Source organism: Trichococcus shcherbakoviae (genome assembly GCF_963666195.1).
GTDB lineage: Bacteria > Bacillota > Bacilli > Lactobacillales > Aerococcaceae > Trichococcus > Trichococcus shcherbakoviae.
In genome coordinates this window covers 582,588-600,589 of record NZ_OY762653.1, presented here as the reverse complement: position 1 = coordinate 600,589, position 18,002 = coordinate 582,588, and the positions used below count along the sequence as shown (strand labels likewise).

Here is an 18,002-nt window from a genome sequence, read left to right as displayed (position 1 = left end):
GCGCGGGCAATCGAGTGCATGGTTTTCCGTGACACAAAGTTGTAAACTGGATTTAACGCAGCCGTCTCGGAAATATGCTAAACTTGTATCATTCAGAAGGGGGCTCCTGCATGTCCGAGAACAATCAAAAACCGACCAGACAAGATTTACACCGAAATCATAAACGCAATAACCTGCTCGTTATATTGGGCATCATCGCAGCCGCATTTTTGGGGCTCGTGCTCCTTTATAATATTTTTTACGGGAATGATGAAGAACCATCCATCGCGGCAGGTAATCAAACAAACTCACAAAGCATGATCATCACCGAATCGGATGACTCCAGCGAAAAGTCTTCTTCAACTAAAAAATCTTCGGACGTAGAGAAAGACAGCGCCGAGGAAGATTCGGAAGAAGAGAACGATAAAGATAAAGACAAAGACACCGAGACGGAGAAAGTTCCATCAACCGATGACAATGTGAGCACGGCCTATACCGGTGACTGGGAACCGATCGGCACGACCCAAACCGGGGAACATGTCACGGATTACAGCGACGGCTCCGCCGACCGCAATGAAATCAAGCAAGCCATCTCTGCCGTGACCGGCATCAGCGCCGATAACATGATCGAATGGTGGATCGGAAACGCCGGCGATCAACAAGTGACCGCCACAGTCTCCGATACACAGAAAGAGAAGATTGCACGCGTCCAGCTCAACTGGATCGACGGCGAAGGCTGGCAAGTCACGCTTGTGGAAGAACTGAACGAGATACCGAATAACTGATCAACTGATCAACACCACAAGGCGCTCTTTGATAGGGCGCTTTTTTGCGTTGCTTATTTGGAAATGGTTCTGTACGGAATACTGGTTTTGGGGTAAACTATTTCTAAATAGGAAACAGTTGAGGGGTGTCAAAAATGGAAGAAGAGAAAAAACCTTACGGAACGGTCCTGCTGAAAGCCGCAAAAATCATCGATCATTTGTCCAATTGCAAGGAAGCCCAGAGTCTGGCCGCAATCGCAGCCAGCACCGGTCTGTCCAGCCCAACGGCACTGAAGATCCTGGATACGCTGCTTTTGATCGGATATGTCGAGAAGGATGAGCAGACGAAGCGGTTTACCTTGGGCAGTGCGCTGATCCGCTATGCGAACAACCGGCTGGCGAATCTCGACATCATCAAAATCACCGATCCGTACCTGCGGAATCTGCAGGCGGGCCTGGACGAAACGGTCCATTTGGGCATCCTGGACAAGGATGAGGTCCTCTACGTCAATAAATTGGAGACCCAGAAAGCGATCGCCAACATCAATTCCCGCATAGGCAACACCAACCATCTCTACAGTTCCGCGATGGGCAAGGCGATGCTGGCCGCCTTCAGCGACGAAGAGTTGGCAGCGTATCTGGAGCGGGTCGAACTGGTCGCGGATACACCGAACACCATAACGGATCGTGATGTTCTGAAGGAAGAAGTGAAAAGAGTCAAAGAGTCGGGTTTTGCTACCGATGACGAAGAGAACGACCTGGATGTCATCTGCATTGGGGCAGCGCTCGTGATCGACAACAAAATCTATGGCGCATTCAGCGTCAGCACGCCGAAGTACCGTTTCGAACGCGAGAAGACGATTGAAAAGGTGCTGGAAACGAAAAAAAATTTATTGGCCGAATTGAGTAGGACGAACACGTTTATTAGTTGATTTGGTATTCTGGTTCGAGTTTGCGCGTTCTGATTTGACCGGATCTCCCCGCCAAAATGGGTTTGGCGGGGAATCTCGTGTTGTCCATGGACGTTTTTCCCCGCCAAGGTGGTTTCGGCGGGTTTTTTCTGTGATTTGAACTTTTTCTCCCCGCCAAAAGCATTTTGGCGGGTTATTTTTGTGCGGTAATTCATATCCCTATGTTCCGAAGCCCTAAATCTCTGGGAATTGAGAATGTTAAGTGACAGACGATTGTCCAAACGTCAATAAAAGAGAATTTCGATCACTTAGGTGTTGAAATAAGCAAAAGGAAACCGTATAATGAAACCAAAGCATTTCCTAAAAGAAAACCATATTTCCTATTTGGAAATCAATCGAGTTTCACATCATGCATTTCAGGGCGGTTATGACATACCAGCAAGAGGAATATAACCGCGTTCAGAAAAAAATCCATTAATATAATCGGGAGCGTGCGAGAAGATGAGTAAAATTTTGACATTGGGCGAAATCATGTTGCGCCTATCTACAGATCCAGGAACATTGATGACCTATTCCACAAATTTCACCGGGCATTACGGCGGCGGGGAAGCGAATGTCGGCATCAGTCTGGCGAATTTTGGCCATGCAGTGGCTTACGCAAGCAAAGTGCCGGCCAATCCGCTTGGTGTTGCGGTCCGCAAACATCTGAAGAGCTACGGAATTTGTACAGCCTTGCTTAGAAAAGGCGGAGAACGCCTGGGCACCTACTATTTGGAAAGCGGTGTTGGGGAACGTGCGGCTTCCGTTGTCTATGACCGTGCCCATTCAAGTTTCTCAAGCATGGAAGCCTTGGAGTGGGATTTCGATGAATTGTTCGAGGACGTGAACCTGTTCCATATTTCCGGCGTCACTGCTGCACTAACCAAAGAGTGGGCTTCATGGTCGGTCGAGTTGGTGCGGGAAGCGAAAAGACGCGGGATCAAAGTCAGTTTCGATATCAACTACCGCGCCAAACTTTGGACGCAGGCCGAATGCGGGGCTTTCCTGCAGCAAGTCTTGCCGTTGACCGACTATCTTTCTGCTGGTAAATTGGATGCTTTGTATTTGATGGGGATTCCGGAAAATACAAGCGAGCAGGAAGACGTGACCTATTATTACGAGAAGATGGCGGAAAAATATCCGAACATCGAAGTCTTCTATTCAACAATCCGTCAGGTGCATTCCGCCAGCCACAATGTGCTCCAAGGGACGATGTGGCGCAACGGGGAGACGACCTTCTCGAACGTGCACACAATCACACCGATCGTTGACCGGGTCGGCGGCGGGGATGCTTATGCCGCCGGGATCCTGCATGGCATCCTGTCCGGGTATACGGCAGAGCATACGGTCGATTTCGCGATTGCCGCATCCAGCATGAAACACACAATCCATGGCGACTGTAACCAGTTTTCCGCCGAAGAAGTGGAAGATTTCATGAATTCCGAGTCCGGAGCGATCAAACGATAAAAAATATGCATATCAAAAAGGCAAACGTTCGGTAAAAAACCGAATGCTTGCCTTTTTTGGCGGCTGCGCCGTGATATAGATTTAATAATCAGATGAATTCGCTGTCGTATTGCTTCTCCAACTGTTTCATTTCATTTTGACTCACTTGGTCGAGCGTCATGAAAGCCAACAACAGGTTGAAATCGTCGCGGGCTTCCGGATCGGTGGCATCCCAGATTAGCGTGTGCGCCGCTTCGTCCTCATCGAGATCCTCCGAAAGATCGACCATGTTGTCGCGCCATTTGATGTATGCTTCGTATTGTCCAGGTTTCATATTGTTTCCTCACTTTTCATTATTTTGTGATGTAGATCATTTCGATTTCGCGCTTTTCGAGATCGGTGCTGCGCTTCATGAAGCCGGCGTTTTCGAGCGTTTCCCGTCCCCATTGGTTGCCGATCTGGATGGATGCCTGCAGCAGCGTGCAGTCGAATTGGGTCTCGATCCATTTCGCAATTTCCCTTACGCTTTCGGAACCGAAACTTTTGGATTGGAAGGGTTGGCCGATCATGATCTGTTCCAGCGTCATGATCGCTGTCTTCTGCTCTTTTTTGACGAACGCCAAGCCGACCAGTGCTTCTTCAGCATAAAGGGCGACAGGGAACAATTCTTGCGGTTGGACATAAGCCAACGCGATCATTTCCGCATTCGTTCGAACATATTTGCGTTGCCAATCATCGACGCTCAACGCAAGCGCGGCCTCGATATTGTCTTGTGAAAGGTTACGTATAGTGATCATTTTTTGCTCCTAGTCCGTTTCGTTATTTTTGGTCTCCGTATCGAAGGTGATGAGATAGGCTTCAAGCCAATTACCGCTGCTCTTCAAGGCGAAGTAGCCCAGGATAGCAACGATCGCTGCTGCGGTGCAGTTCACAATCAGGTCACCCATCGTATCCAATAAAGCCGCCTGGCCGATCAGTGGGACGCCCTCGATCGTCATGGTCCGTTGCGTGTTCTGTCCCATGATGCTGTCGGCGAAAAACTCATAAAATTCCCAGAGCACACCGATTGTAGTTGCCAGACAGAAAGAAAAAAGCGAAGACAAAACCGGTGTCAGGTTCAATCTTTGGACGCCTCCCTCCTGCAGATTGGCGATGACGGAAAATCCGAGCACTCCGAACAGAGCAGAACTCAAGGCATGTTGGATAGTATCCCATTCGGCAACCGTGTCATAGAAACCGCCAAGACTGCCCAACAAGAGAGCCAAATAGAGAAACACAGCATAGATAAAGGTGATTCTTTGAGGCAAGAGGATGCGCGTATGTTGCTTCAGGAGCGAAGGGAAGAGCAAGGCAACCAGTCCGAAGCCAACTTGAACAAGCCTCAGGAAATGCTCAGCTTGCTTCTCAGTGCCTCTCGTTTGGACGAACCGCACAAATTCATAGCCGGTGATCAGGATGAAGCTCGCAAAGATGAACAGGATAACAGCGTAACTGAATTTTTTCAGCGTTTCACGCATGGTTCTTCAGCCTTCTTTCATTTGTTCAGCGCATATATCATCTACTCTCATTTTAGTCGACTTCAGCGGGATTCGCAACTTGTCAGGCCTCTTTATGCCGCGAAAAAAGGATACCGTTATGGCATCCTTTTTTGCGGCGATCCAAAATAAATACGGGCGCTTATCTGTCGAACTTTTCCCGTCGCTTGGTGGACTTGATGAAAAGCTGTTTTAACGCAATACTGTCGTCGTTCTTGATGGCTGCCTTGATCAGGTCGAGCTGATCCTCGAACGTCTGGATGCTCTTCAGCAAATACTCTTTGTTCTCCAGGAAAAGTTCGCTCCACAGGTCCTCGTTGATCTTGGCGATCCGGGTCAACTCACGGTAACTGTCACCGGTGAATTTCTCCGTTTCGCGGCCTTCGACATCACTGTTGACCAAAGCGACGGCGATCGCGTGCGGCAACTGGCTGGTGAAAGCGATCATTTCGTCATGGTAATCGGCAGAAATGCGCGTGATCCTCCCGAAGCCCATCTCCATGATCAAATCTTCCATGAAAGCAAGATTCTCCTCTTTGTTGGAAGGGAGCGGCGTGAGGATGTAATTCGCATTTTTGTAGACGGAACTGCTGGCGAAATCGATGCCTTTTTTCTCGCGTCCGGCCATCGGATGACCGAAGACAAAATCAATCGAGGCAGGCAAAACCGACAGGATATCCTCGATGAAGAACTTTTTGACACCCGTCGCATCCGTCAGAATCGAGCCCGGCTTGAAATGCTGCTTATGGGTGACGATGAAATCATGCACCAGACGGGGATAGAGCGAAAAGATCACCAAATCGGATTGCGGAAGGATGTCCTTTCCATCCTGATAGCCCTCCTTGATGAGCTGTTGCGCTTTGGCTTTGTCCAGAGTCGCCTGGTCGATGTCGATGCCGTAAAGATTGCGGTACCCGGCATCGTGAAGGGCCATCGCGAAAGACCCGCCGATCACGCCCAGTCCGACGATCGTGATGTTCAGCTCCTTATTGAGGATTGTCATGTGCGTCGCCTTCCTTTCCTGCTCCAATGTGGTGCGCGATGATTTCAGCGGCAAGCTCTTCCAAGGGTTTATCGTTCTTGACGACGAAATCCGCAGCGTCCTGATAGAGGGTCTCGCGCTCGGACTTCAGCGCATAGATCCTTTCCAAACCATCCTTCAGCAGCGGACGATGGGAAACTTCGATATCATGCGTGATATCTTCGACTGCCCGGTCGATGTAGTAGATTGTGCCGCTCTGTTTCAAGACCACGATATTTTCGTTGCGCTTGACGACACCGCCGCCCGTGCTGACAATAGTATCTTCGAACTCGGCAATTTCCTTATAGGCATCCGACTCGATGTTGCGGAAATAGTCCTCTCCGATTTGGAAGAGGTCGGTGATGCTTTTGCCGGTCTTCTCCTCAATGAAGGCATCCGAATCGATGAAACGGTAACCGATTATATTGCTCAATAATTTCCCTAAAGTCGTCTTGCCTGCGCCAGGCAGTCCAATTAGGATGATATTTTTTCCCAAATCCTTCACCTATTCCCGTTATGATGTTATTTTATCATAGATTTCTTGGTTCAATGTAAGCTCGAAAGGCCGTTCCAGCCAGATTTCCTGGGATTTGATGCCTTGATGCACCAACATTTCCAATCCGTTGCAGATCTTCAGACCGGCTGTTTTTGCCAAACGGAGGAATTCCGTTTCCTGCGGGTTGTAGATCAGATCCACTGCCGCACTGAAATGACGGATCACTTCGACCGGTACCGCGCTGATGCCGATGTTGTCAGGGAACATGCCAAGCGGCGTCGTGTTGATGATCAGATCGCCTGAGATGTCCGCTATGTCATCATAACTCATCAAGGAGATGCGCGGATCGTCCGGAATATCAGTAAGAGCGCCTTTTTTTCGTGAAACGATGATAATGTTATTGATGCCATTATCCAGTAAATATAGAAGGACCGCCTTGGCGGATCCGCCGAAACCCAAGACCATTGCCGTCTGGTTTTCGACTGCGATGCCGTGCGAAGCCAACATGGTGCCGAATCCGTAATAGTCGGTGTTGGCACCGTAGAGCTTGCCGTCTTTCACCTTGATTGTGTTGACTGCACCGATGCGCGTGGCTTCCGGTGTGATTTCGTCCAAGTAAGGCATCACCGTCTGTTTATAGGGAATCGTCACGTTGACGCCGACAAACCGAAGCACGCGGATCCCTTCGATCGCCGCTGCCAGCTCGTCTGGGGGTATCTCAATATGTTTATAACCGGCATTCATTCCGATCAGATCGAAAAAAGTCGAATGGATTCTTTCTGAATAACTGTGGCTCAGATGTTCGCCGAATAAGCCGAAAAATTGCATCAAGTTTCACTCCTTTTAGGAAATTGTAGATTATTGCCATGTAAATTTCAATACCCAGATTAAATTAAAAAAAAATTAAAAAAACTATTGCAATGATTAGAGTGTTTGTTATAATAATTGAAATCAGACGTTTTCATTATGAGTTCAGCTGATTAAATGATACACAAGAGAAGAGGTCATCCGATGGGTTCCACGCATGCTATCAATCTTTTACAAACAAACTTTTACTTTACATACTTTACATTCTGGGGCTTCTATTTTAGCGCTGGATATTTTGTTTGGAAAAAATTGCATAGAGCGAATATGAGAAACATCAGGGGATGCGAGAAATAGGTTGCAGGACGGATCGTCAGGCAACAGCATTTTTGGATAACGAAGCTTAAGGCGGTGCTCATATAACATGGGCACCGCTTTTTATTTTTTTAAAAGCAAAAAAACACTAGGAGGAACAAGACATGATCATCATTTTGAAGAAAACGGCTAAAGTAGAGGAAATCAACGAACTGACAAAACGCTTAACGGATAAAGGGGTCATCGTGAGCCCGGTAATCGGCGAAACAATGACTATTTTGGGCTTGGTAGGGGATACTTCGAAAGTATCGATGGACACTATTCAGCAACATCACATCGTAGAGCGCGTATTGAAAGTTCAGGAGCCCTACAAAAAAGCCAACCGCAAATTCCATCCGGACGATACGGTTGTCGAAATCGACGGCCAACGCATCGGTAACGGCTACTTCGGCGTGATCGCAGGTCCTTGTTCCGTTGAAGGCGAAGAACAGATCGTCAGCATCGCACAACGCGCAAAAGCAGCAGGGGCTAACTTCCTCCGCGGTGGAGCTTTCAAACCGCGCACATCCCCATACAGCTTCCAAGGTTTGGAATTGGAAGGCTTGCGTTTGTTGAAATTGGCGAAGGAAGCGACTGGCTTGCCGATCGTAACCGAATTGATGTCCACGAAATTCGTTGATGAGTTCGAGGCGGATGTGGATATGATCCAAATCGGCGCCCGCAACATGCAGAATTTCGATCTGTTGAAGGAAGTCGGCAAAACCAAGACACCAGTCCTGTTGAAGCGCGGTCTGTCCGCAACTTACGAAGAATGGTTGATGTCTGCTGAATACATCATGTCCGAAGGGAACGAAAACGTCATCCTTTGCGAACGTGGAATCCGCACATTCGAAACGGAAACACGCAATACTTTGGATATCCAAGCGGTTCCGGTCATCCAAAAATTATCCCACTTGCCGATCATCATCGATCCAAGTCATGCCGGCGGTTCTGCTTACCTGGTGCCATCCATGTCCAAATCCGCAGTCATGTCAGGCGCGAACGGTCTGATGGTCGAAATCCACCACGATCCTGAGAACGCATGGAGCGATGGCCAACAGTGCCTGAACCCGAATGAGTTCGACGAGTTGATGGCTGTCGTAAAACAATTGATTGCCATTGAAGGAAAGCATTTGGATGCGGTAAAATAAAGGAAGAACTTTCCTTGATAAAAAACGAAATCTGAATGAGATCTGAATAAGGAGTGAAATAATGGCTGAATTACATGTAGGACTCGGCAAAGACAGCTACACGATCCTGATTGAAAATGGTTTGCGCCACCGTCTTCCGGAAGAAATCAAAAAAATCTACAGCGGCAAGAAGATTGCCATTATCACGGACCATAACGTCAACGCGCACTACGGTTCCCAGTTGGATGTTGGCCTGCAGGCAGCGGGATATGAGACGCTTGTCGTAGCCTTGCCGCCAGGCGAGCAGACGAAAGATTTCCAGATGCTGCCGCTGATCTATGAACAATTGTTGGATTTCCAACTGAACCGCAGTGAATTGATCATTGCCTTGGGTGGAGGCGTCATCGGGGATCTCGCAGGCTTTGCGGCTGCCAGTTTCCTGCGCGGAGTGCCATTCATCCAAATCCCGACTTCCTTGTTGGCTCAAGTGGACAGCAGCATCGGCGGCAAGGTCGGCGTGGATCTGGCAAGGGGGAAGAATCTGGTCGGGGCTTTCAATCAACCGAAGAAAGTGTTCATCGATCCGGAAATGCTGAACACGTTGTCGGACCACTTTTTCCGCGACGGTCTCGGGGAAGTCATCAAATACGGCTGCATCAAGGACGCCGAATTCTTCAGTTTCCTGCAGACGCTGCATACCCGCGAAGAGATGATGGCGCACATCGAAAAAATCCTCTACACGTGCTGCGACATCAAGCGCAGAGTCGTGGAAGAGGACGAAAAGGACACCGGCGAAAGAATGCTGCTGAACTTTGGCCACACGATCGCGCACGCTTTGGAGACCTATACCAATTATGCGAAATATTCGCACGGTGAAGCGGTGGCCATCGGGATGGTCGCCATCACGCGCCTTTCCGAGAAAAAAGGTTTCACGCAACCCGGGACGGCCGCGGCGATCGAAGCATTGGCGAAACAAGTCGGCTTGCCTACGGAACTGCATATGGAAGAAATTGATTTGGACAGCTTGTTGGCGATCATGACGTTGGACAAAAAGAATTTGGACGACCATCTGAAAGTCATCCTGTTGAAGGAAATAGGCAACAGCTACGTTCAGGATGAAACCATCGCCTTCTTTGACGATCTGGAGAACATGTAGAGCTATACTATAGAAGAAACAGAAGAAACAAAATCGAAGCAACAAACAGGAGGATAAAAATGGATTTGACGATACAGCCACATAAGCTATCGGGAACAGTGACTGTCCCGCCTTCAAAGAGTTTGGCGCACCGTGCAGTCATCTGTGCGGCGCTTTCCGACGGCATCTGCAAAATCGACAATATCGCGCTTTCGGATGACATCATCGCAACTACGGAGGCCATGAAGGCATTCGGAGCAGTCATCGAGCAGGATGGCAGCACTTTGACGATCACTGGCGCGGGCCAATACGTTACAGCAGCAAAGGCTGATGAAAACGCAACGACCGCTGAGCACCTGATCGACTGCAATGAATCCGGTTCAACTTTGCGTTTTGTCGTTCCGATTTCGACGCTTTTCCAAGGCGCGAGCCGCTTCATCGGCAGAGGGAATCTGGGCAAACGTCCTTTGACCATCTTCTACGATATTTTCGAGGAACAAGGCATCTCCTACAAACCGACTGAAGGCGAACTTGATTTGGTAGTGGATGGGAACCTGAAACCGGGTCATTTCTCATTTCCTGGAAATGTCAGCTCGCAATTCATCACGGGCCTTTTGTTCACTTTGCCGTTGTTGGACGGAGATTCGGTCATCACGATCATAACGCCGCTTGAATCGATCGGCTATATCGATTTGACGCTGGATGTCATGAGCGCTTTCTGTGTCACCATCGAAAATGAAGGCCATCAACTCTTCCGGATCAAGGGCGGACAGTCCTACAAAGCGACGGATTACCGCGTCGAAGGGGATTATTCCCAATCGGCTTTCTTCCTTTGCGCAGACGCATTGGGGAATGACTTGTTGGTGGACGACCTCTCGATGGATTCGCTGCAGGGTGACCGCGCTGTCGTCTCCATTCTGGAAGCCATGGGCGTCACTTTTGAACAGCAGGGCAACGGCTTGATCGGCACGGCAACAGCCGGGCTGCACGGCACACTGATCGACGCGGCGCAATGCCCGGACATCATTCCGGTTGTCGCTTTGACGGCTTGCCTGAGCGAAGGCAGAACAGAAATCATCAACGCCGGCAGACTGCGCATCAAAGAATGCGATCGTCTGCAAGCGACGGCCAGCGAATTGAAGAAACTGGGCGCTGACATCGAAGAATTGCCTGAAGGCCTGCTGATCCACGGCGTCAAATCGCTAAAGGGCGGAGAGACGGTCTGGAGCTACAAGGACCACCGCATCGCCATGATGCTGGCGATCGCTGCGACAGTCTGCGAACAGCCGATCACGGTCACGGATGCTGAGTGCGTTTCGAAATCGTATCCGAATTTTTGGGAAGACTATAAAGCAATAGGGGGCAAGATACAATGAGCGGTGTATTTGGGAATAAATTAAAGGTATCCATCTTCGGAGAATCACATGGTTCCGCAATCGGCGTCACCATCGACGGTCTGCCGCCAGGCCATAAGATCGATATGGATCAAGTTCTTGAGGAAATGAAGCGGAGAGCGCCAGGTCAAGGGGCTTTGACGACGCCGAGGAAAGAAAAAGATCAACCTGAGATCTTGAGCGGTTACTTCAACGACATGACGACAGGCAGCCCGCTTGCGGCGATCATCCGCAACAGCGATACGCGTTCCAAAGACTACGGTCAGATGAAGAAATTGATGCGCCCAGGCCAGGCTGATTACCCAGGCTATGTCCGTTACGACGGCTTCAATGATTACCGCGGCAGCGGCCATTTCTCCGGCCGGATCACGGCACCTTTAGTGTTTGCGGGCGCAATCGCGAAGCAATTGCTTGAAAAGCAGGGCATCACCATCGGCGGCCACGTCAAGAGCGTAGCCAAAATCCAGGATGACAGCTTCCTGAACACGGAAGTCACACCGGAAATGCTGAAAAGCTTTGCCAGTAAAGAACTGCCGTTGTTGAACGAGTCGCTTGAAGAGGAAATGCGCAATCTGATCCGCGAAGCGAAAGCCAGCGGCGATTCCGTCGGTGGAACTGCGGAAATATGTGTATTGGGCATCCCGGCAGGAGTCGGCAATCCGTTCTTTGATTCCGTTGAGTCCGTTCTGGCGCATATTCTTTTCTCCGTGCCTGCCATCAAAGGTTTGGAGTTCGGGAGCGGCTTCGGCATCGCAGAAATGCTTGGATCGGAAGCGAATGATTCCTATTATTATGACGGCGACCAGATCAAGACCCGCACGAACCATAACGGCGGTATTTTGGGCGGCATCACGGACGGCATGCCGATCATCTACAAAGTGGCGATCAAGCCGCCAGCTTCCATCACGAAGCTGCAGCAGACCATCAACATCGAAGACAAGACGGATGCGGAATTATCGGTTGAGGGCAGACACGATCCGATCATCGTACCGCGCGCCATTCCTGTATTGGAAGCCGTGACGGCAATCGCGATCCTGGATCTGCTGTTGGATTCGAAATTCTATAAATACGACTGAGAACGGAGTGGAAGGCGAGTATGACGGATTTAGAAGACTATCGCAAAGAGTTGGATGTCATTGATCAGGAGCTTGTGGCTCTGTTCGAAAAACGGATGCACATTTCCCAAGCCATCGGCAATTATAAGCTGGTGCATGATTTGCCCATCTTTGACGAAGGCCGTGAGCAGCGTGTAGTGGAAAAGAATCTTACCAATCTGAAGAGTGAAGAGTTTGCGGTGCAGACCCATCACTTCTTGGATACGATTATGGATCTTTCGAAGGAAGTCCAAAAGGATGTCCGGGCAGCCTCGAACGATTATGAGCAGATTTTTGCGATCCACGAACCGAAGCCGCCCGCTCAGATTGGTTATTTTGGGGAAACGGGTTCGTTCTGCGAAGAAGCGATGTTGGCCTATTTCAAGGAAGCGCCCCGCGATCCGAAAAACTACCATACCTTCGAATCGTTGTTCGTTGGTATCCAGAATGGGGAAATCGATTACGGCGTTCTGCCAGTGGAAAACTCTTCCACTGGTGCGATTTCTCAAGTGCTTGATCTGTTGTACAAATACGGCCTTTCCATCGTGGGCGAGCAATACATCAAAATCGAGCAGCATCTGATCGGCCTGAAGGGGACCGGTCTGGATCAGATCGAGGAAGTCTATTCGCACCCGCAAGGTTTCCAGCAATCCACCGATTATTTCAAAAATCATGAGCAGTGGCGTCAGATTCCGTTCCACAGCACATCCGACAGCGCAAAAATGGTGAAGGACTCTGGTGATGCCCACAAAGGCGCCATCGCCAGCAGAAGGGCCGCCCAGATCCATGGCCTCTCGATTTTGGCGGAAAGCATCCAGAATCAGAGCGAAAATACGACCCGCTTCATCATCGTCGGCAAAGACCTCGAGTCGAATCCGCGCTGCAACAAAGTCAGCGTGGTATTCTCTTTGGACAATCAAGCCGGCACGCTGTTCAAGCTGCTGCGTCATTTCGCGAGGTACCATATCAACCTGATCAAAATCGAATCCCGCCCTGTCGAAGGGGAGAAATGGGAATATCTGCTGTACCTGGATTTCGAAGGCAACATCGCCGACGAAAACGTCCATGAAGCCCTGCGCTTCATCCACCGGAGCAGCGTCTACTTCAGACTTCTGGGCTGCTATAAGGCCGCTACCGAAAACAAATAAGAAAAGCCAGCAATGACCGCTTCCTGCGGTACTTTGCTGGCTTTTTGTTCTTTCGATTCTTGCAGTCCGGGGCAAAAATGGGTACTATTAGGAAGAGAACGCGTAACGGAAGGGTGAGTTTTATGAAAGCAGCAGAGAGACGAAATGAAATCATCAAATTATTGGAGGCCACGGATCAGCCGGTGAACGCCACCCAACTGGCCGAATTGTTGTCGGTCAGCCGTCAGGTCATCGTGGGCGATATCGCCTTGATCCGCGCTAAAGGGATTGAAATTCTGGCAACGCCAAGGGGCTATCTTTCCGCGAGTGCATTCAAGGGCGAAGGGAGTCTGTTCACAGGCAAAATTGCCTGCCAACATACGCGAGCCGAGACAGTGACGGAACTGAACATCATCGTGGACAATGGCGGCGAGGTCGTGGATGTCCAAGTCGAGCATCCCGTCTATGGCACCTTGACCGGGGAGCTGCATATCCGTTCGCGCCATGATGTCATCGACTTCATGTCAAAAATCGCTTCAAATGAAGCAGCGATGCTGTCTTCGCTGACAGGTGGCGTGCATCTGCATACACTTGCCTGCAAGGATGAAGATACATTCCTGCGCATCAAAAAAGAACTGCAGGAAGCAGGCATCCTCTATTCCGGTTGAAAACGCATGAAAATATGCTTGACAACTCCTGAAAAGATTATATAATATATTACAACTGTCAAGACAGTTGTAAACATCTTTGGAGGGGTTGGCGAAATGAACACACGTACACAAACGAAACATATAACGATAGCTGCTCTACTGATTGCGATAGGGATCCTGATACCGATGATCTCCCCTTTGAAAATAATTCTTGAACCGGCGTCCTTTACATTGGCTAGCCATGTGGCGACGATGATTGCCATGTTCCTTTCACCAGGCATCGCGGTTGCGGTTGCCTTTGGGACGGCTGTCGGCTTCATGCTGGGCGGCTTTCCGTTGGTCGTAGTCTTGCGTGCGGCTACGCACATGATCTTTTCTTATGTCGGCGCGAAATACATCCAAAAGCATCCGGATATGGCGCATGATTTCAAAAAATCATTGCTTTTCAGCCTGGTCCTCGGTGTATTGCATGCTGGCTGCGAAGTCATCGTCGTGAGCCTGTTCTACTTTGCAGGCAACCTCACGGAAGCCTATTACGATAAAGGCTTGATCTCTTCCGTCATGCTGCTTGTCGGCATCGGAACCGTCATCCACAGTATGGTCGACTATTGGTTGGCCCAAATCGTCTGGAAAGCGGTAGGCAAAAAAGCCGCACCAGTACGCTCTGTGTAGATTGGAAAACTGAACAAATGAAAAGGACGCATCCCGCGATTTGGGATGCGTCCTTTTGTTGTATGCCGAACATTCATGCTTCGTTTTTTATCAACCGTTGCCCAACAAAAATTCGCCTTTTTTCCGGTCATAGATGAAGACTTCACCGGTCTCGATGATGTAGTGCCACCCGCTGATTTTCAGTTTGCCTTCCCTCATTTTTTCGGCAATGTACGGGAAAGTTATCAAATGCTTCAGCTGCTCCACGACATTACCTTGCTCCATCATCCAAGCCCGTGCTTCGGGTTCGGATTCCGGGATTTCCTTAAGGACGCGGTCGCGGACCGGATGGATCAGTTCCAGCCATTTGCGGGTGTGCGGCAACTCCTCCAGTTTGCCTTCGGGATGCAGGCAAGCAGCACAGCCGCCGCAGTTGGAATGGCCACAGATGATGATGTTCTCTACGCCGAGCGCGAGCACGGCATACTCTATGGCGGATGTCGTTGCCACGTATTCAGTAGTCATCCGATAAGGCGGCACGATATTGGCGATGTTACGGACGATGAACAATTCGCCTGGTAACGTTCCGGTGATCATATTTGGATCGATACGTGAATCAGAACAGGAAATAAAGAGCGTATGAGGCTTCTGGGAAGCTTTCAAACCTTTGAAAAGCTCACGATGAGATTCAAAATCCCCTCTTCTGAAATTGACGATACCTTCTAATAACTTTTCCATGCTCATACCTTCTTTCTGAAATGGTTATCCGAACAACAGTTGTGCAAATTGCACGATGATCGGGATTGTAAATAAAGACAGTAAAGTCGTCAGGACCACAAGACGTGCGCCGTATTCGTAGTCGCCGCCGAACAAACGGCCAAGGATGGCGGTGTTCGTTGCAGCCGGAGCACAGGAAGCGATGGTCAGGACGATTTCCACCATATAGTCATCGATCGGCAGCAAATAGATGATGCCGATCGAAATAAGGGCGGTGACGATCAAACGCAGGAAAGTGGTCCAATACGCTTTCGGGAAAGCCAACAATTCCGAAAAATTACTGTTGGCGATGTAGCTGCCGAGGATGATCATGGCCAGCGGTGTATTCAACGCGGCCAAGCTGTCGACGGACTTCCAGAGAAAAGTAGGGACCGGCAAGCGGCTGATGTAGATGGACAAACCGATGGCAGCCCCGATCATGCCGGGATTGAGAAGGGTTTGCCGCAAGGTCATCGCTTTTTTGTCGCCCGAAATCAGATATTGGCCGTAAGTCCACTGGGTGACGTTGTTTGCCATGATGTAACCGGACATGAAAAAGACGCCATCATAGCCCACGGTCGCAAGCACCAAGGGGATGCCGACAAAACCGGCATTCGGGAAAATTGTGGCATATTTATCGATGCGGTCCTCTTTTTTCAGCAGCACATGGGCGATGAATGCGCGGATGGAAATCGTCAGAAAAGCCGCTAGCGTTGCCCATAGCAACAGCTTCAAGCGGTGTGCGTCAAAATCGGCATTGAAAGATGTGATCATGGTCGCGGGCATCACGAACAAGGAGAGGATAGTCGATATCTGACGCGTACCCTCGCTGGTGATGACTTTCGACCGGATCAGAATAAAACCAAAGAACATGATAGTGAACATGGTCAACAGCTGTTGGAAAACGATGCTTATCAAAGTGGCGCGGCACTCCTTTCATGTGTGGAAACTTGATTTCAGTTTTTTCTGTTCCTAACATGATAACACACCACGTGATATAATTTTAAGGATTTTCTCATAAATGTCTAGTATAATGAATTGGTATGCATCATAAAACAAGCAACAGCGTCTTAGGCTGAAGAATGGAGAAATATAGATGGCTAAAGTAGAAAGTTTTGAATTGGACCACAATTTGGTGAAGGCTCCTTATGTCCGCCAAGCGGGCTACGAAGTGCACGATACAGGAGCTGTCGTCACAAAATTCGATCTGCGTTTTGTGCAGCCCAACCAGGATGCATTGCCGACAGGGGCTATGCACACGCTGGAACACCTTTTGGCGATCAATATCCGCGATTACGTGGACGGCGTCATCGACCTTTCGCCGATGGGTTGCCGCACCGGTTTTTACATGATCTGTTGGGGTGAACATACTCCGGAAGAAATCGCTACTGCTTTGGAAAAAGTGCTGCAGATTGTATTGGAAACGACAGTAGTTCCCGCAACGACGGCAAAGGAATGCGGAAATTACCGCGATCATTCCTTGTTCGGCGCACAAGAATACGCGAAGCAAGTGTTGGCGGCCGGCATCAGCCGCGATCCATTCACGCGTACAGTCTAGAAATTTAGGGAGGGTTGACGTTATGACGAAAGAATTGATCGTAAGGACAGGACCGCAAGAATATGAATGCAGAGCAGGCGTCCTGTCGACTTTGCCGAAACGCTTGGAAGAGCGTTTCGTAAAAAATATTTTGATTGTGCACGGAACCGTATCCTGGGAAAAAGCCCGTCCCTACCTCGAAGACCTGTATCAGGCCGGTTTTTCGATCACCGAAATGGCTTTTTCGGGCGAATGCAGCTATGAAGAGGTCGACCGCATCGTCGGGCTGGCCGCACAGCACAAAAGCGATGCAATCATCGGTATCGGCGGCGGGAAAATCATGGATGCGGTGAAGTATGCTGCCGCGAAAGCGGGCTGCATACTGAATGTGATGATCCCGACGTTGGCGAGCAATTGCGCGCCTTGGACGTCCTTGAGCGTCATGTACACCGAGGATGGCGTCTTCATCCGCTATGATTTCCTGCAGCAGCAAGCTTCGCTTTTGTTGCTGGAACCAAAATTGATTATCGATTCGCCGAAGGATTTCTTTGTGGCCGGATTGGCGGATACGCTGGCAAAATGGTACGAATCGGATGAAATCCTTTCGCTGCCTGAGAATGCCCAACAACCGATGCTGATGATGGCGCGCCAAGCGGCATACATCTGCAGACAGAGCATCCTCGATCACGCCGAGTTGGCGATCGCCAGCTTGGAAGCGGGGGAAGTGACGGAAGCTTTTGTGAAGCTGACAGAGGTCATCATTTCCATCAGCGGCATGGTCGGCGGGATGGGCGACGCCTTTGCGCGGACGACCATCGCCCATGAAATCCATGATGCCATAACCATTTTCCCGGAGTCGCATCATTTCCTGCATGGGCATAAGGTAGCCTATGGCATCATGGTCCAATTGGCTTACGAAAAGAAATGGGCGGAGATCGATAATCTGATTCCGTTTTATGAACATTTGGACATTCCGAAGAGCCTCTACGATCTGCACTTGGATAAACTGGACGCTGAAGGAATTATGGAAATCGCCCGTCTGTCCACCAAACCTGAAGCACCGGCGCACGGCCTGCCATATGATGTCACTGCCGAGCTGATGGCGGAAGCGATCCTGGCGCTCGAGGATTATATGGCGAATTTGCCTGAACTCTGATCCAAGAGCCTGGCAGTTGAGCA

The 18,002-nt window shown here is 49.7% G+C and carries 20 protein-coding genes; 12 read left to right on the top strand and 8 right to left on the bottom strand.

Annotated elements, in window-relative coordinates:
* The first annotated feature begins 110 nt into the window (after positions 1–110).
* From ACKPBX_RS02845 to ACKPBX_RS02835, 3 genes are all read left to right on the top strand, one after another.
* Complete coding sequence (locus tag ACKPBX_RS02845) at positions 111–764, top strand: YrrS family protein (protein ID WP_319995934.1); 654 nt, start codon at positions 111–113, stop codon at positions 762–764.
* A 134-nt stretch (positions 765–898) separates the two neighbouring features.
* Positions 899–1,675, top strand: a complete 777-nt coding sequence (locus tag ACKPBX_RS02840; RefSeq protein WP_086627331.1) for an IclR family transcriptional regulator — start codon at positions 899–901, stop codon at positions 1,673–1,675.
* A gap of 480 nt (positions 1,676–2,155) precedes the next feature.
* Positions 2,156–3,160, top strand: a complete 1,005-nt coding sequence (locus tag ACKPBX_RS02835) for a PfkB family carbohydrate kinase (RefSeq protein WP_319995933.1) — start codon at positions 2,156–2,158, stop codon at positions 3,158–3,160.
* Positions 3,161–3,248: 88 nt separating this feature from the next.
* On the opposite strand, the gene ACKPBX_RS02830 is transcribed toward ACKPBX_RS02835, so the two are convergent.
* The 6 genes from ACKPBX_RS02830 to aroE all read right to left on the bottom strand — a co-directional run bounded on the left by ACKPBX_RS02830 (position 3,249) and on the right by aroE (position 7,019).
* Entirely contained in the window at positions 3,249–3,473 is a 225-nt protein-coding gene (locus ACKPBX_RS02830; RefSeq protein ID WP_086627335.1) for a hypothetical protein, read from the bottom strand.
* Between the two features lie 19 nt (positions 3,474–3,492).
* On the bottom strand, positions 3,493–3,936 hold the full coding sequence (locus ACKPBX_RS02825; RefSeq protein ID WP_086627338.1) for a GNAT family N-acetyltransferase: 444 nt from the start codon (positions 3,934–3,936) through the stop codon (positions 3,493–3,495).
* Between the two features lie 9 nt (positions 3,937–3,945).
* Positions 3,946–4,656: a DUF2238 domain-containing protein gene (locus tag ACKPBX_RS02820; protein ID WP_086627340.1), complete on the bottom strand. Its 711-nt coding sequence runs from the start codon at positions 4,654–4,656 to the stop codon at positions 3,946–3,948.
* 160 nt (positions 4,657–4,816) lie between these two features.
* Positions 4,817–5,677, bottom strand: coding sequence for a prephenate dehydrogenase (locus ACKPBX_RS02815; RefSeq protein WP_233436826.1), 861 nt, complete (start codon positions 5,675–5,677; stop codon positions 4,817–4,819).
* Positions 5,661–6,191 (bottom strand): shikimate kinase, encoded by a 531-nt coding sequence (locus ACKPBX_RS02810; protein ID WP_086627342.1) that lies wholly within the window; start codon positions 6,189–6,191, stop codon positions 5,661–5,663. The genes ACKPBX_RS02815 and ACKPBX_RS02810 overlap by 17 nt, the downstream gene beginning before the upstream one ends.
* A gap of 18 nt (positions 6,192–6,209) precedes the next feature.
* Positions 6,210–7,019, bottom strand: a complete 810-nt coding sequence (gene aroE, locus ACKPBX_RS02805; protein WP_086627344.1) for a shikimate dehydrogenase — start codon at positions 7,017–7,019, stop codon at positions 6,210–6,212.
* A 455-nt stretch (positions 7,020–7,474) separates the two neighbouring features.
* On the opposite strand from aroE, the gene aroF reads away from it, so the two are divergent.
* The 7 genes from aroF (at position 7,475) to ACKPBX_RS02770 (ending at position 14,551) form a co-directional block, all read left to right on the top strand.
* A complete protein-coding gene (aroF, locus tag ACKPBX_RS02800) occupies positions 7,475–8,500 on the top strand; it encodes a 3-deoxy-7-phosphoheptulonate synthase (RefSeq protein ID WP_319995932.1) in 1,026 nt (341 codons plus the stop codon).
* A gap of 61 nt (positions 8,501–8,561) precedes the next feature.
* Complete coding sequence (gene aroB / locus ACKPBX_RS02795; protein WP_086627349.1) at positions 8,562–9,635, top strand: 3-dehydroquinate synthase; 1,074 nt, start codon at positions 8,562–8,564, stop codon at positions 9,633–9,635.
* A gap of 59 nt (positions 9,636–9,694) precedes the next feature.
* Positions 9,695–10,990: a 3-phosphoshikimate 1-carboxyvinyltransferase gene (gene aroA / locus ACKPBX_RS02790; protein ID WP_319995931.1), complete on the top strand. Its 1,296-nt coding sequence runs from the start codon at positions 9,695–9,697 to the stop codon at positions 10,988–10,990.
* Entirely contained in the window at positions 10,987–12,084 is a 1,098-nt protein-coding gene (gene aroC / locus ACKPBX_RS02785) for a chorismate synthase (RefSeq protein WP_319995930.1), read from the top strand. The genes aroA and aroC overlap by 4 nt, the downstream gene beginning before the upstream one ends.
* 20 nt (positions 12,085–12,104) lie before the next feature.
* Complete coding sequence (pheA, locus tag ACKPBX_RS02780; protein ID WP_319995929.1) at positions 12,105–13,250, top strand: prephenate dehydratase; 1,146 nt, start codon at positions 12,105–12,107, stop codon at positions 13,248–13,250.
* Positions 13,251–13,372: 122 nt separating this feature from the next.
* Entirely contained in the window at positions 13,373–13,897 is a 525-nt protein-coding gene (locus tag ACKPBX_RS02775; protein WP_140185176.1) for a transcription repressor NadR, read from the top strand.
* A 96-nt stretch (positions 13,898–13,993) separates the two neighbouring features.
* Positions 13,994–14,551 (top strand): hypothetical protein, encoded by a 558-nt coding sequence (locus ACKPBX_RS02770; protein WP_160117082.1) that lies wholly within the window; start codon positions 13,994–13,996, stop codon positions 14,549–14,551.
* 90 nt (positions 14,552–14,641) lie between these two features.
* On the opposite strand, the gene ACKPBX_RS02765 is transcribed toward ACKPBX_RS02770, so the two are convergent.
* Positions 14,642–15,268 (bottom strand): carbonic anhydrase, encoded by a 627-nt coding sequence (locus ACKPBX_RS02765; RefSeq protein ID WP_086627361.1) that lies wholly within the window; start codon positions 15,266–15,268, stop codon positions 14,642–14,644.
* A 24-nt stretch (positions 15,269–15,292) separates the two neighbouring features.
* Positions 15,293–16,204 carry an AEC family transporter gene (locus tag ACKPBX_RS02760; RefSeq protein ID WP_319995928.1) on the bottom strand — a complete coding sequence of 304 codons (912 nt, stop codon included), beginning with the start codon at positions 16,202–16,204 and terminating at the stop codon, positions 15,293–15,295.
* Positions 16,205–16,382: 178 nt separating this feature from the next.
* Here ACKPBX_RS02760 and ACKPBX_RS02755 point away from each other — a divergent pair, with 178 nt between their 5' ends.
* Positions 16,383–16,844: an S-ribosylhomocysteine lyase gene (locus ACKPBX_RS02755; protein ID WP_119093468.1), complete on the top strand. Its 462-nt coding sequence runs from the start codon at positions 16,383–16,385 to the stop codon at positions 16,842–16,844.
* 22 nt (positions 16,845–16,866) lie between these two features.
* Positions 16,867–17,979: an iron-containing alcohol dehydrogenase family protein gene (locus ACKPBX_RS02750; protein WP_319995927.1), complete on the top strand. Its 1,113-nt coding sequence runs from the start codon at positions 16,867–16,869 to the stop codon at positions 17,977–17,979.
* The last annotated feature ends 23 nt before the right edge of the window (positions 17,980–18,002 follow it).